Source organism: Streptomyces sp. NPDC051563 (assembly GCF_044454225.1).
Classification (GTDB): Bacteria; Actinomycetota; Actinomycetes; order Streptomycetales; family Streptomycetaceae; genus Streptomyces.
Window position 1 is genome coordinate 211,387 of the sequence record NZ_JBITDL010000003.1, and the last position, 13,918, is coordinate 225,304.

Annotated in this window: 15 protein-coding genes; 11 read left to right on the forward strand and 4 right to left on the reverse strand. The window is 69.4% G+C overall.

Annotated features, from left to right (window positions below; genetic code table 11):
- Positions 1-63 precede the first annotated feature (63 nt).
- The 8 genes from ACIA8F_RS05210 (at position 64) to ACIA8F_RS05245 (ending at position 6,888) form a co-directional block, all read left to right on the forward strand.
- The gene (locus ACIA8F_RS05210) at positions 64-306 is read left to right on the forward strand and encodes a F0F1 ATP synthase subunit C (RefSeq protein ID WP_328300823.1); all 243 of its coding nucleotides are present in this window, start codon (positions 64-66) and stop codon (positions 304-306) included.
- A gap of 41 nt (positions 307-347) precedes the next feature.
- Positions 348-887 (forward strand): F0F1 ATP synthase subunit B, encoded by a 540-nt coding sequence (locus ACIA8F_RS05215; RefSeq protein WP_399376845.1) that lies wholly within the window; start codon positions 348-350, stop codon positions 885-887.
- The gene (locus tag ACIA8F_RS05220) at positions 884-1,699 is read left to right on the forward strand and encodes a F0F1 ATP synthase subunit delta (RefSeq protein ID WP_399376846.1); all 816 of its coding nucleotides are present in this window, start codon (positions 884-886) and stop codon (positions 1,697-1,699) included. Before ACIA8F_RS05215 ends, ACIA8F_RS05220 begins: the two co-directional genes overlap by 4 nt.
- A gap of 130 nt (positions 1,700-1,829) precedes the next feature.
- Entirely contained in the window at positions 1,830-3,425 is a 1,596-nt protein-coding gene (gene atpA, locus ACIA8F_RS05225) for a F0F1 ATP synthase subunit alpha (RefSeq protein WP_266881149.1), read from the forward strand.
- A gap of 20 nt (positions 3,426-3,445) precedes the next feature.
- On the forward strand, positions 3,446-4,363 hold the full coding sequence (locus tag ACIA8F_RS05230; protein ID WP_266904423.1) for a F0F1 ATP synthase subunit gamma: 918 nt from the start codon (positions 3,446-3,448) through the stop codon (positions 4,361-4,363).
- Positions 4,363-5,802: a F0F1 ATP synthase subunit beta gene (atpD, locus tag ACIA8F_RS05235; RefSeq protein ID WP_266881151.1), complete on the forward strand. Its 1,440-nt coding sequence runs from the start codon at positions 4,363-4,365 to the stop codon at positions 5,800-5,802. The genes ACIA8F_RS05230 and atpD overlap by 1 nt, the downstream gene beginning before the upstream one ends.
- A gap of 129 nt (positions 5,803-5,931) precedes the next feature.
- A complete protein-coding gene (locus tag ACIA8F_RS05240; protein WP_243336233.1) occupies positions 5,932-6,306 on the forward strand; it encodes a F0F1 ATP synthase subunit epsilon in 375 nt (124 codons plus the stop codon).
- A gap of 132 nt (positions 6,307-6,438) precedes the next feature.
- Positions 6,439-6,888: a DUF2550 domain-containing protein gene (locus tag ACIA8F_RS05245; RefSeq protein WP_327254967.1), complete on the forward strand. Its 450-nt coding sequence runs from the start codon at positions 6,439-6,441 to the stop codon at positions 6,886-6,888.
- 88 nt (positions 6,889-6,976) lie between these two features.
- Here ACIA8F_RS05245 and ACIA8F_RS05250 read toward each other — a convergent pair whose 3' ends face one another.
- The 3 genes from ACIA8F_RS05250 to ACIA8F_RS05260 form a co-directional block, all read right to left on the reverse strand.
- Positions 6,977-8,836: a glycosyl hydrolase family 18 protein gene (locus tag ACIA8F_RS05250; protein ID WP_399376847.1), complete on the reverse strand. Its 1,860-nt coding sequence runs from the start codon at positions 8,834-8,836 to the stop codon at positions 6,977-6,979.
- A 202-nt stretch (positions 8,837-9,038) separates the two neighbouring features.
- Complete coding sequence (locus tag ACIA8F_RS05255; protein ID WP_399376848.1) at positions 9,039-9,680, reverse strand: response regulator; 642 nt, start codon at positions 9,678-9,680, stop codon at positions 9,039-9,041.
- Positions 9,677-10,882, reverse strand: coding sequence for a sensor histidine kinase (locus tag ACIA8F_RS05260; RefSeq protein WP_399376994.1), 1,206 nt, complete (start codon positions 10,880-10,882; stop codon positions 9,677-9,679). The genes ACIA8F_RS05255 and ACIA8F_RS05260 overlap by 4 nt, the downstream gene beginning before the upstream one ends.
- A gap of 183 nt (positions 10,883-11,065) precedes the next feature.
- Here ACIA8F_RS05260 and ACIA8F_RS05265 point away from each other — a divergent pair, with 183 nt between their 5' ends.
- Positions 11,066-11,632, forward strand: coding sequence for a hypothetical protein (locus ACIA8F_RS05265; protein ID WP_399376849.1), 567 nt, complete (start codon positions 11,066-11,068; stop codon positions 11,630-11,632).
- Between the two features lie 28 nt (positions 11,633-11,660).
- Here the strand turns inward: ACIA8F_RS05265 and ACIA8F_RS05270 are convergent, their stop codons facing one another.
- A complete protein-coding gene (locus ACIA8F_RS05270; protein WP_399376850.1) occupies positions 11,661-12,233 on the reverse strand; it encodes a cob(I)yrinic acid a,c-diamide adenosyltransferase in 573 nt (190 codons plus the stop codon).
- A 195-nt stretch (positions 12,234-12,428) separates the two neighbouring features.
- Here ACIA8F_RS05270 and ACIA8F_RS05275 point away from each other — a divergent pair, with 195 nt between their 5' ends.
- Both ACIA8F_RS05275 and ACIA8F_RS05280 read left to right on the forward strand, forming a co-directional pair.
- On the forward strand, positions 12,429-13,277 hold the full coding sequence (locus ACIA8F_RS05275) for a 3-hydroxyacyl-CoA dehydrogenase family protein (RefSeq protein ID WP_383947130.1): 849 nt from the start codon (positions 12,429-12,431) through the stop codon (positions 13,275-13,277).
- Between the two features lie 160 nt (positions 13,278-13,437).
- Positions 13,438-13,761, forward strand: coding sequence for an STAS domain-containing protein (locus ACIA8F_RS05280; RefSeq protein ID WP_243336243.1), 324 nt, complete (start codon positions 13,438-13,440; stop codon positions 13,759-13,761).
- Positions 13,762-13,918 lie beyond the last annotated feature (157 nt).

The following is a 13,918-nucleotide window of genomic DNA, read 5'->3' on the forward strand; positions in this document are numbered from 1 at the left end:
AAACCACTATGTCGTCCGGTGGCCAACCCCCACCGGGTCCGTGAAAGAGAAGGAAGAACCGGCATGTCCGCTCTCCAGACCATCGCCGCCGAAGGCGTCACCGGCTCCCTCGGCTCCATCGGTTACGGCCTTGCGGCCATCGGCCCCGGCGTCGGCGTCGGCATCATCTTCGGTAACGGCACCCAGGCCCTCGCTCGTCAGCCTGAGGCTGCCGGCCTGATCCGCGCCAACCAGATCCTCGGCTTCGCCTTCTGTGAGGCGCTCGCCCTCATCGGTCTGGTCATGCCGTTCGTCTACGGCCCGTGATCCTCGGATCCACGACCACTCCCTAGACGAAAGGCACTGAAGTGAACCTCCTGGTTCTCGCGGCTGAGACGGAAAACCCGCTCATTCCGCCGATCCCCGAGCTCGTCATCGGTCTGATCGCCTTCGTCATCGTCTTCGGTTTCCTCGCGAAGAAGCTCCTCCCGAACATCAACAAGGTTCTGGACGAGCGCCGCGAGGCCATCGAAGGCGGTATCGAAAAGGCTGAGGCCGCTCAGACCGAGGCTCAGAGCGTGCTGGAGCAGTACAAGGCCCAGCTCGCCGAAGCCCGGCACGAGGCCGCTCGCCTGCGCCAGGACGCTCTGGAGCAGGGCACTGCGCTCAAGGAAGAACTGCGCGCAGAGGGCCAGCGGCAGCGTGAGGAGATCATCGCTGCCGGTCACGCCCAGATTGCGGCCGACCGCAAGGCAGCCTCTTCGGCGCTCCGTCAGGACGTCGGCAAGCTTGCCACCGACCTGGCCGGAAAGCTCGTAGGCGAGTCCCTCGAGGACCACGCCCGGCAGAGCCGCACGATCGACCGCTTCCTCAGCGAGCTTGAGGAGAAGGCCGAGGCCGCCCGATGAACGGAGCGAGCCGCGACGCGCTGGCCACCGCCCGCGAGCGTCTCGACGCGCTGACGGACAACACGTCCGTCGACGCGGCGAAGCTCGCCGGCGAGCTGGCGTCCGTCACCGCGCTGCTCGACCGTGAGGTCTCGCTGCGTCGGGTCATCACGGACCCGGCGCAGTCCGGCGAGGCCAAGGCCGAGCTGGCAAACCGCCTGCTGGGCGGCCAGGTGGGCGGGGAAACCCTCGACCTGGTGTCGGGCATGGTCCGGTCCCGCTGGTCGCAGTCCCGTGACCTGGTGGACTCGCTCGAGGTCCTGGCGGCCACCGCCGACCTCACTGCGGCCCAGCAGAGCGGCGGTCTCGACGACGTCGAGGACGAGCTGTTCCGCTTCGGCCGGATCGTCACCTCGAACACCGAGCTGCGCGCAGCACTGACCGACCGGTCGGCCACCGCCGCCGCCAAGAGCCAGCTGCTCCGCAGCCTGCTCGGCGGCAAGGCGAACGCCGTCACCGAGCGGCTGGTCACGCGTCTCGTCACGCACCCGCGTGGACGTAGCCTGGAAGCGGGCCTCGAGTCCCTTTCCAAGGTCGCCGCCGAGCGTCGTGGCCGCATGGTCGCCACCGTGACCACCGCGGTTCCGCTCAGCGATGTCCAGAAGCAGCGTCTCGGCGCGGTGCTGGCCAAGCTGTACGGCCGCCCGATGCACCTGAACCTCGACGTGGACCCGACGGTCCTCGGCGGGATCTCGGTGCGGGTCGGCGACGAGGTCATCGACGGCACCATCGCGGACCGCATCGCCGAGGCGTCGCGCCGCATGGCCGGCTGACCAGCCACAAATTAGTACGAAGCATTCCTAGCGGCCCGGTTGGGCCGTGCAGAACTTGCAGAAGATTCCTGGGGGTCGCCCCCAGACCCCTAAGAAGCTTCAGGCCCAACAAGGAGAGCAGGGAACCCAGATGGCGGAGCTCACGATCCGGCCGGAGGAGATCCGGGACGCACTGGAGAACTTTGTCCAGTCGTACCAGCCGGACGCGGCCTCGCGCGAGGAGGTCGGAACGGTCAGCGTTGCCGGCGACGGCATCGCGAAGGTGGAGGGCCTGCCCTCCGCCATGGCGAACGAACTGCTGAAGTTCGAGGACGGAACCCTCGGTCTCGCCCTGAACCTCGACGAGCGCGAGATCGGTGCGGTCGTCCTCGGCGAGTTCAGCGGTATCGAGGAGGGCCAGCCGGTGCAGCGCACCGGTGAGGTGCTCTCCGTCGGCGTCGGCGAGGGTTACCTCGGCCGCGTCGTCGACCCGCTCGGCAACCCGATCGACGGCCTCGGCGAGATCGCGACCGAGGGCCGCCGCGCCCTCGAGCTGCAGGCCCCCGGCGTCATGGTCCGCAAGTCGGTCCACGAGCCGATGCAGACCGGCTACAAGGCGATCGACGCGATGGTCCCGGTCGGCCGCGGTCAGCGTCAGCTGATCATCGGTGACCGTCAGACCGGCAAGACCGCTCTTGCCGTCGACACGATCATCAACCAGCGCGACAACTGGCGCTCGGGCGACGTGAACAAGCAGGTTCGCTGCATCTACGTCGCCATCGGCCAGAAGGGCTCGACCATCGCGTCCGTTCGCGGCGCCCTGGAAGACGCCGGTGCGCTCGAGTACACGACGATCGTCGCCGCCCCGGCGTCCGACCCGGCCGGCTTCAAGTACCTGGCCCCGTACACCGGTTCGGCCATCGGCCAGCACTGGATGTACGCCGGCAAGCACGTCCTGATCATCTTCGACGACCTGTCGAAGCAGGCCGACGCCTACCGCGCCGTGTCGCTGCTGCTGCGCCGTCCGCCGGGCCGCGAGGCCTACCCGGGCGACGTCTTCTACCTGCACTCCCGTCTGCTGGAGCGCTGCGCCAAGCTCTCCGACGACATGGGTGCCGGTTCGATGACCGGTCTGCCGATCGTCGAGACCAAGGCGAACGACGTGTCGGCGTTCATCCCGACCAACGTCATCTCCATCACCGACGGCCAGTGCTTCCTCGAGTCCGACCTGTTCAACGCGGGCCAGCGCCCGGCGCTGAACGTCGGTATCTCGGTCTCCCGCGTCGGTGGCTCGGCCCAGCACAAGGCCATGAAGCAGGTTTCCGGCCGTCTGCGCCTGGACCTCGCCCAGTACCGTGAGCTGGAGGCGTTCGCCGCCTTCGGTTCCGACCTGGACGCCGCCTCGAAGGCCTCGCTGGAGCGCGGCAAGCGCCTGGTGGAGCTGCTGAAGCAGGGCCAGTACCAGCCGATGCCCGTCGAGGAGCAGGTCATCTCGGTCTGGGCCGGCACCACCGGCAAGATGGACGAGGTCCCGGTCAACGACATCCGTCGCTTCGAGTCGGAGCTGCTGGAGCACCTGCGCGTCTCGCGCAAGGACCTCCTCACCTCCATCGCGGACGGCGGCAAGATGTCGGACGACACCCTCACCTCCATCGCTGACGCCATCGCTGACTTCAAGCGTGGGTTCGAGACCTCGGACGGCAAGCTCCTGGGCGAGGACGCGCCGGCCGTCAACGTCTCCAAGTGACGACGGAAGGAAGCTGACTCATGGGAGCGCAGCTCCGGGTCTACAAGCGTCGTATCCGTGCCGTCACGGCGACCAAGAAGATCACCAAGGCGATGGAAATGATCGCCGCCTCGCGCATCGTCAAGGCGCAGCGCAAGGTGGCGGCATCGATGCCGTACGCGACCGAGCTCACCCGTGCGGTGACCGCGGTGGCGACCGGGTCGAACACCAAGCACGCCCTGACGACCGAGGTCGAGGCACCGGTGCGTGCCGCGGTCCTGCTCATCACGAGCGACCGCGGTCTGGCCGGCGGCTACTCCTCGAACGCCATCAAGCAGGCGGAGCGGCTCACCGAGCGGCTGCGCGGCGAGGGCAAGGAGGTCGACACGTACATCGTCGGCCGTAAGGGTGTCGCCTACTACGGCTTCCGCGAGCGCAAGGTCGCGGAGTCGTGGACCGGCTTCACCGACAGCCCGGCCTACGCCGACGCCAAGCGCGTCGCGGCGCCGCTGATCGAGGCCATCCAGACGGTCACGGCCGAGGGCGGCGTCGACGAGCTGCACATCGTCTACACGGAATTCGTGTCGATGATGACGCAGAACGCGGTGGACGGCCGGATGCTGCCGCTCAGCCTCGACAAGGTCGAAGAAGAGACCGGCGCGAAGGGCGAGATCCTTCCGCTGTTCGACTTCGAGCCGTCGGCGGAGGACGTCCTCGACGCCCTTCTGCCGCGCTACGTCGAGAGCCGCATCTACAACGCACTGCTGCAGTCGGCCGCTTCCGAGCACGCCGCCCGCCGCCGGGCGATGAAGTCGGCCACCGACAACGCCGGGGATCTCATCAAGAGCCTCTCCCGGCTTGCCAACGCGGCCCGCCAGGCCGAAATCACCCAGGAAATCAGCGAGATCGTCGGTGGCGCCAGCGCCATGGCAGACGCGACCGCGGGGAGTGACAAGTAATGACGACCATTGAGACGGCCGCCGCCACGGGCCGCGTCGCCCGGGTCATCGGCCCGGTCGTCGACGTGGAGTTCCCCGTCGACGCCATGCCCGAGATCTACAACGCCCTCAAGGTCGAGGTCGCAGACCCGGCCGAGGACGGCAAGCTCAAGACCCTGACCCTCGAGGTCGCGCAGCACCTGGGTGACGGCCTCGTCCGTACCATCTCGATGCAGCCGACCGACGGTCTGGTCCGCCAGGCCACGGTGGTCAACACGGGCGAGGGCATCACCGTCCCCGTCGGCGACTTCACCAAGGGCAAGGTCTTCAACACCCTGGGTGAGGTGCTGAACTACCCGGAGGAGAACGCCAACGTCACCGAGCGCTGGCCGATCCACCGCAAGGCGCCCCGCTTCGACGAGCTCGAGTCGAAGACCGAGATGTTCGAGACCGGCGTCAAGGTCATCGACCTTCTCACCCCGTACGTCAAGGGTGGAAAGATCGGTCTGTTCGGTGGTGCCGGTGTCGGCAAGACCGTTCTGATCCAGGAAATGATCTACCGCGTCGCCAACAACCACGATGGTGTGTCGGTCTTCGCGGGCGTCGGTGAGCGTACCCGTGAGGGCAACGACCTCATCGAGGAAATGGCCGAGTCCGGCGTCATCGACAAGACGGCGCTCGTCTTCGGCCAGATGGACGAGCCCCCGGGCACGCGTCTTCGCGTCGCGCTGGCCGGTCTGACCATGGCGGAGTACTTCCGCGATGTGCAGAAGCAGGACGTGCTCTTCTTCATCGACAACATCTTCCGTTACACCCAGGCCGGTTCGGAGGTGTCGACCCTTCTGGGCCGCATGCCGTCCGCCGTGGGTTACCAGCCGAACCTGGCTGACGAGATGGGTCTGCTGCAGGAGCGCATCACCTCGACCCGCGGTCACTCGATCACCTCGATGCAGGCGATCTACGTCCCCGCGGACGACCTGACCGACCCGGCGCCGGCCACCACCTTCGCCCACCTCGACGCGACGACGGTTCTTTCCCGTCCGATCTCCGAGAAGGGCATCTACCCGGCCGTGGACCCGCTGGACTCGACGTCCCGCATCCTCGACCCGCGGTACATCGCGGCGGACCACTACGCCACGGCGATGCGCGTCAAGGGGATCCTGCAGAAGTACAAGGACCTCCAGGACATCATCGCGATCCTCGGTATCGACGAGCTGGGCGAGGAGGACAAGCTCGTTGTCCACCGTGCCCGTCGCGTCGAGCGCTTCCTGTCGCAGAACACGCACGTCGCCAAGCAGTTCACCGGCGTCGACGGTTCGGACGTTCCGCTCGACGAGTCGATCGTGGCCTTCAACGCGATCTGCGACGGAGACTACGACCACTTCCCCGAGCAGGCGTTCTTCCTGTGCGGTGGCATCGAGGACCTCAAGGCGAACGCCAAGGAGCTGGGCGTCTCCTGAAGCCGCGCTCATCCGTGAGCACAGCTGATTGACGGAGAGGGGCGGGTGTGTCCCGTCCCTCTCCTCACGCCCATTAGAATTTGACCCAACACCCGGCCATCCCGCCGGGTGGTGACCCGAGGAGCCACCATGGCTGCTGAGCTGCACGTCGAGCTGGTCGCGGCGGACCGGAATGTCTGGTCCGGCGAGGCCACCCTGGTTGTCGCCCGCACCACGTCCGGCGACATCGGCGTCATGCCCGGTCACCAGCCGCTTCTCGGTGTGCTGGAATCGGGCCCGGTGACCATCCGTACCGTCGGGGGCAACACTGTTGTCGCCGCGGTGCACGGCGGATTCATCTCGTTCGCGGACAACAAGTTGTCGCTGCTGGCCGAGATCGCCGAGCTTGCCGACGAGATCGATGTCGAGCGGGCGGAACGGGCACTGGAGCGCGCGAAGGCGGAGACCGATTCGGTGTCCGAGCGTCGCGCCGATGTCCGGCTGCGCGCGGTTTCGGGGCGCTGAGTCCCGGTACTGTTAAACGTTTCAACCCTCAGCCGCGGCTCGTTCCGGAATTTTCCGGACCGGGTCGCGGCTGAGGCGATGCGGGTCGTTTTTCGTTTTGGGCTATTCGATGAGCGAGGAGGTCGGTGAAAGATGCTCCTCGCTCTGCTTGTGAGCGGCCTGGTCGTAGTCGCCGTGGTGGTGATCGGACTGTTCGTGTTCGGGCTGCGCCGCAGGCTGATCCAGCGCTCCGGCGGCACCTTCGACTGCAGCATGCGCTGGGGCGTGTCCGAGGAACCCGACGTCTCCGGCAAGGGCTGGGTGTACGGGGTCGCGCGCTACAGCGGTGACCGCATCGACTGGTTCCGCGTCTTCAGCTACTCCCCGCGGCCGCGCCGGCTGCTGGAGCGGTCCTCCATCGAGGTCATCGCCCGCCGTGCGCCCGAGGGCGAGGAGGAGCTGGCCCTGCTCTCCGATGCCGTCGTGCTCTGCTGTGCGCACCGCGGTACCCGCCTGGAGCTGGCGATGAGCGACGACGCGCTGACCGGTTTCCTGGCCTGGCTGGAGGCCGCGCCTCCCGGGCAACGGGTGAACGTGGCCTGAGGGCCGGTACGGCACGGAGAAGCCGGGGGAGACGGGGGCGGACCCGTCTCCCCCGGCTTCGTCTTTCACCGGGTGGTGCGTTCAGGGGTTACGAGAGGCCGGCGTGGACCGCCTGGGCCAGTTCGCCGTTGGCGGTGTCGCCGCTGAACTCCCAGTAGAAGGCTCCGCGGAGGCCCTGCTGCTTGGTCCAGGCCATCTTCGAGGCGATGGTGGCGGGGGTGTCGTAGCTCCACCAGTTGCTGCCGCACTTGGCGTACGCCGTGCCGGCGATGGTGCCGGTCGACGGGCAGCTGCCCTTGAGGACCTTGTAGTCCTCGATGCCCTGCTCGTAGGTGCCCGGGGCCGGGCCGGTGGCGGTGCCGCCGGGGGTGGCCTGGGTGACGCCGGTCCAGCCGCGGCCGTAGAAGCCGATGCCGAGGTTGAGCTTCGAGCCGGCGATGCCCTTGCCCTTGAGCTTGGTGATGGCGGCCTCGGAGTTGAAGCCGGCGATCGGGATGCCGGTGTACGAGGTGAGCGGGGAGTGCGGGGCGGTCGGGCCCTTGGCGTCCCACGCGCCGAAGAAGTCGTACGTCATGACGTTGTAGAAGTCGACGTACTGGGCGGCGCCCGCGTAGTCGGCAGCGTCGAGCTTGCCGCCGTTGGAGCCGTCGGCGGAGATGGCGGCGGTGACCAGGTTGCTGCTGCCGAACTTCGTGCGCAGCGCGGAGAGGACGTTCTTCAGGGAGGCGGCGCCGCTGGTGTCGCAGGACAGGCCGCAGGCGTTCGGGTACTCCCAGTCGATGTCGATGCCGTCGAAGACGTCGGCCCAGCGCGGGTCCTCGACCAGGTCGTAGCAGGACTGGGCGAAGGCGGCCGGGTTGGCGGCTGCCTGGCCGAAGCCGCCGGACCAGGTCCAGCCGCCGAAGGAGTAGAGGACCTTGATGTTCGGGTACTTCTTCTTCAGCTGGCGCAGCTGGTTGAAGTTGCCCGCTACGGGCTGGTCCCAGGTGTCGGCGGTGCCGGAGACGCTGGAGCCGGCGTCGTAGGTCTTCTGGTAGTCGGCGTAGGCGTCACCGATCGTGCACTTGCCGCCCTGGACGTTGCCGAAGGCGTAGTTGATGTGCGTGATCTTCGCGGCGGTGCCGGAGGTGACCAGGTTCTTCACGTGGTAGTTGCGCTGGTAGACGCCCCAGTTCGTGAAGTAGCCGAGCTTGACCGCGGATCCCGGGGTGCCGGGGTCGCCGGGGTCCGTCCCGCCGCCGCCGGTGGTGGTCACCGAGAGGGCGCCGGAGGAGGGGCCGGTCTGGTCGATGGTGTCGCGGGCGGTGACCGTGTAGCTGTAGGAGGTGCCCTTGGTCAGGCCCGAGTCGGTGTAGGAGGTGCCCGTCACCGTGGCGATCTTGGCGCCGTTGCGGTAAACGTCGTAGTTCTTGACGCCCTTGTCGTCGGTGGCCGCGGCCCAGCCGAGGGTCAGCCCGGTGTCCGTGACGCCGCTGGCCGTGGGGGTGCCGGGGGCGCTGGGCGGGTTGTCGGTGGGGGTGGTGCCGCCGTCGCAGGTGCCGCCGTTGATCTTGCAGCCACTGGGGGCGCCGGCGCCGGTGCCGTTGAAGCCGAAGCTGACGGTGGCGCCGGGGGCGAGGGTGCCGTTCCAGCCGACGTTCTTGCCGGTCCAGTGGGTGCCCGAGCTGGTGACGGTGGCGTCCCAGGCGGAGGTGACGGCGGTGCCGGCCGGGTAGTCCCACTCCACGGTCCAGCTGCTGAGGGTGGTCGTCCCGGTGTTCTTCACCGTCCACTTGCCCTCGAAGCCGGAGCCCCAGTCGGAGACCTTGGTGTACGTCGCGGTGGCCGAGGCGGCCGCCTCGGCGGGACCGGCGATGGCGACCAGTCCGGCGAGGGGCAGGGTGAGGACGGCCAGTGCGGCCGCGACTCTTCGAAACAGCGGTGCGCGTCGTGGGGGTGCTGTGCTCAAGGGTGCTCCTCCGAGGTCCGCAGCGGCCGTGGGGCCGGCCGCTGCATGGGGGTGGGACCTGCGCCGCCCGTGAGTGCGCCGTATGACGTTTTGTCATGGCACGCTCACCACAGTTGTGCGTGAGAGTAGAAAGGTCTGGACCAACCGTCAAGAGGTCCAGACCTCCCATAGCAACCGCTGATGAATTTCCGGCCGAATCCGGCTAGAGCCCCAACTCCTGTGCCAGCACGGCCGCTTGGACCCGGCTGCGCAGCTCCAGTTTGGCCAGCACCCGGCTGACGTGGGTCTTCGCCGTCGCCTCCGCCATCTCCAGGCGGACCGCGATCTCCGCGTTCGACAGCCCCCCGCCCAGGCAGCCCAGCACCTCCCGCTCGCGCGGGGTCAGCGACTCCACCGCCGCCGGTACGGGGACCCGTACGGGCCGCGGGTCCGCGAACTCCGCGATCAGCCGGCGGGTCACCGCCGGGGCGATCAGACCCTCCCCGCGCGCGACGGTCCGTACCGCCGCGATCAGCTCCGCCGCGTCCGCGTCCTTCAGCAGGAAGCCCGACGCGCCCGCCCGCAGGGCGCCGAAGACGTACTCGTCCAGGTCGAAGGTGGTGAGCACGAGGACGTCGGCCAGCCCCTCCGCGACCACCAGGCGGGTCGCCGAGACCCCGTCCAGGCGCGGCATCTGCACGTCCATGAGCACCAGGTCGGGCCGCAGCTCGCGGGCCAGCCGCACGGCCTCCTCCCCGTCCGCGGCCTCGCCCGCCACCTCGATGTCGCCCGCGCTGCGCAGGATCAGCACCAGCCCGGCCCGTACCGCGCTCTGGTCCTCCGCCACCACGACCCTGATCGTCATGCCCGTACCGCCCCTTCTTCCCCGTCCACGGGCAGCGTCGCCCGGACCCGCCAGACCGCGTCCGCGCGGCCCGCTTCGAATGCCCCGCCCAGCAGTTCCGTCCGCTCCCGCATGCCGATCAGCCCGGCCCCGGAGCCGGGTGCGCGGGGGCCGGGGCGGTCCCCGTAGGGGGAGTCGACCCCCACGTGCAGGGCGCCGCCCCGGCCCCCGCCCGCGGGGCGCTCGTGCACCAGGCGGACGGTGACCGTGCCCGGAGCGGCGTGCTTGAGGGCGTTGGTCAGCGACTCCTGGACGATCCGGTACGCCGCCAGCTCCACCGGGGCGGGCAGCGGCTCCCCGGACGGCCGGCCGTCGAGGAGCACGAACTCCAGCCCGCTCGCGGCCCCGTTCGTCCGGGCCTGCTCCAGCAGGGCCTCCAGCCCCTCCAGTGAGGGCGTGGCGACGGCCTCCTGCCCGGCGCCCGCGTCCCGCAGCAGCCCGATCAGGCGGCGCATCTCGGCCAGGCCCTGGACGCTGTTCTCCCGGATCACCCCGAGCGCCTCGCGGCTGGTGGCGGGGGAGTCGATGGAGAGCGCGGCCGTGGAGTGGATGGCGATGGCGGAGAGGTGGTTGGCCACCATGTCGTGCAGTTCCCGGGCCATCCGCGCCCGCTCGGCGACGACCGCCTGCGACCGGTCCATCTCGGCCAGCAGCGCCGTCTGCTCGGCGTGCAGCCGGGAGGCGATGGCGGCCTCGCGGTGGTTGCGCAGGGTGGCCCCGGTCAGCGCCGGGCCGAAGCTGACGACGCCGGTGACCACACCGATCAGCAGGGCCTGCGGGGTGCGCAGCCAGGCCACGGAGGCGATGGTCACGGCGATGGTGATCAGCCCGGTCTGCACCGGGAGGCGGCGGGCCATGGCCGGTTTGCCGTAGACCACGGCCGCGTACATCAGGTCGGTGAAGATCAGGACGGTGGCCAGGTTGCCCACGGTGAACTGGTCGGCGATCAGCCCCGCCGTGCCGACCGCCAGGGTCACCCGGGGCGTGCTGCGCCGCAGCAGCTCCATCGCGCCCAGGGCGAGGAGCGGCACCAGGGCGGCCCAGGCCGGGAACAGGTCCCGGGTGGGGGAGCTGTACACCCCGAGCGACCACAGGAGCAGGCCGGCGGCCACGCTGATCACGGCGAGCAGCACGTCGTCGCGGTGCGGTGGTGGGATCTTCAAGGTCACGGACCCATCCAACAGGCTGCGGCCGGGACGGGCGTCGCCTTCGCGGCCGCCTTTCGGACGGGCCCGTACATCGAAGGATGCAGACGGCCGCCGCGGCTTTCGTCACCGGCGACGAGGAAACGGTGCGCACCGGGCGGGAAGCTGGAGGCATCCACCACCGCAGGAACGGAGACTCCCGTGCTCGTCACGCTGATCATCGCCTGTGAAATCGGCTTCTGGGTCCTGCTCGCCGGCGGCCTGGCCCTGCGGTACCTCGCGAGGATGCCGCGGACCGGCGCCGCCGTCCTGCTGTGCGAGCCGCTCCTGGAGCTGGCCCTGCTGGCGGCCACCGCGGCGGACCTGCGCGGCGGCGCCGAGCCGGACTGGAAGCACGGGCTCGCCGCGCTGTACCTCGGCTTCACCGTCGCCTACGGGCACTACACCGTGCGCTGGCTCGACGGCCACGCCGCGCACCGGCTGGCCGGGGGCCCGAAGCCGGCCGGCCCCGGCCACGGCGGGGCGAGGGCCCTGCACGAGTGGAAGCTCGTCGCCCGGACCCTCCTCGCGGCGGCCGTCGCGGCCGGGCTGCTCCAGGCCGCGATCTGGTACGTCGGCGGTTCGGGCGACACCACGGTGCTGCGCGGATGGCAGCTCACGGCCCTGCGGGTGGTGGGCATCCACGCCCTGATCGCCGTCACCTACACGGTGTGGCCCAAGCGGGCGCCGGCGAAGTCCGCCGTGCCCGGCTCGGTGGACGCGTCGTAGGGGCTGTCCCCGAAGTGCCGTATGCCCCCTAGCGCTCGCCGCCGGGGACCCACAGGACGTCGCCGACCTCCTTGTTGGCCGTGCGGGCCAGGATGAAGAGGAGGTCGGAGAGGCGGTTGAGGTAGGTGGCCGTCAGCGGGTTCATGACCTCGCCGTGCGCTTCCAGGGCCGCCCACGTGGAGCGCTCGGCGCGCCGGACCACCGTGCAGGCCTGGTGCAGGAGGGCCGCGCCGGGGGTGCCGCCGGGGAGGATGAAGCTGCGGAGCTTCTCCAACTCCTCGTTGAAGAGGTCGCAGTCGGCCTCCAGCTTGTCCACGTAGAACTGCTCGACGCGCAGCGGCGGGTACTCGGGGTTCTCGACGACCGGGGTGCAGAGGTCGGCGCCCACGTCGAACAGGTCGTTCTGCACACGGACCAGGACCTTCACGACATCGGCGGGCAGCGCGCCGAGTGCGATGGCCGTCCCGATGGCCGCATTGGCCTCGTTGGCGTCGGCGTACGCGGAGATCCGCAGATCGGTCTTGGCCGTGCGGCTCATGTCGCCGAGCGCGGTCGTGCCCTTGTCGCCGGTGCGGGTGTAGATGCGCGTGAGGTTCACCATGCCGCCACCCTAGTGGCGGTCAACTGCAGCCCCCCGGCGCACTGCTGGGCCGTCCCGGTGTGATGTCCGTCATCTGAGACGTGACGCGTGTTACTTCGCGGTCACGGGGCCGCTCGCGGACGCTAGTCTCCGCCGGAGAACGAACGAGGCTGTGCCGTATTCGAGGCCGTGTCCTAGAAGAACGTGGGGTGTGCAGTGGCTGGGAAGCTCGCCGTCATCGGTGCCGGACTGATGGGTTCCGGAATCGCTCAGGTCTCCGCTCAGGCGGGTTGGGACGTCGTGCTGCGCGATGTCACCGATGCCGCCCTGACGCGCGGCACCGACGGGATCAAGGCCTCGTACGACCGGTTCGTCGCCAAGGGCAAGCTGACGGCCGAGGACGCCGAGGCGGCGCTCGCCCGCATCACCACGAGCACCGAGCTGGAAGCGGTCGCCGACGCCGACATCGTCGTCGAGGCCGTCTTCGAGAAGCTCGAGGTCAAGCACGAGATCTTCCGCGCGCTCGACAAGCTGGTGCGCGAGGACGCGATCCTCGCCTCCAACACCTCCGCCATCCCGATCACCAAGATCGCGGCCGTGACGGAGCGTCCGGAGCGGGTCGTCGGTGCGCACTTCTTCTCGCCGGTCCCGATGATGCAGCTGTGCGAGCTCGTGCGCGGCTACAAGACGAGCGACGAAACCCTCGCCACCACCCGGGCGTTCGCCGAGTCGGTCGGCAAGACCTGCATCGTCGTCAACCGCGACGTCGCCGGCTTCGTGACGACCCGTCTCATCTCCGCCCTGGTCGTCGAAGCCGCGAAGCTGTACGAATCGGGCGTGGCGTCGGCCGAGGACATCGACATCGCCTGCAAGCTCGGCTTCGGGCACGCGATGGGCCCGCTGGCCACCGCCGACCTCACCGGCGTCGACATCCTGCTGCACGCCACCAGCAACATCTACACCGAATCGCAGGACGAGAAGTTCGCGCCGCCGGAGCTGATGCGCCGCATGGTCGACGCGGGCGACATCGGCCGCAAGAGCGGTCAGGGCTTCTACAAGCACTGAGCACCAGTTCGAAAGGCCTGCACCCCACAGGGTGAATTAGGTATCGGTTCGCTCACGGTCGGCAACTTCCCTGCCCCTGAGGCAGTCAGTTGCAGTGAGAGTTGCCGACCACGGACCAGTCGGACCATAAGCAATCAGTACCGCGCTGCCGGGAGTACACATGCACATCAGGGGCGACCACGCCGAACTCGCGGTCGGGGGACGCCTCGACGTGCGCAGCGCGGCGGACGCCCGTACGGTCCTGCACACCGCCCTCGACGACGGTCACGGCGACCTCGTGCTGGACCTCACCGGGCTCGACTCCTGGGACGCGACGGGACTCGGCGTGATCATGGGCGCCCACCGCCGGGCCGGCCGGACCGGCCGGCGGCTCGTCCTGCGCGGGGTACCGCCACAGATGCAGCGGCTGCTCGTGGCCACCCGGCTGCACCGGATCCTCGCGATCGAAGGCGGGCTGGAAGCGGAGTCGCTGCCCCGCGCGTGACGCCCGTACCCGGTTCACGTGTGCCGGGCCCCTTTGCAGGTCCTGCGCAAACGTAACGGTCCGGTGGTGAAGGCACCCCTGCGGTTCACGCCCGGCCGGGTACGGTCTAGGGTTCGGGCGGAAACCGGACCAGTAGCGACACACGGCGTGCGAAGGC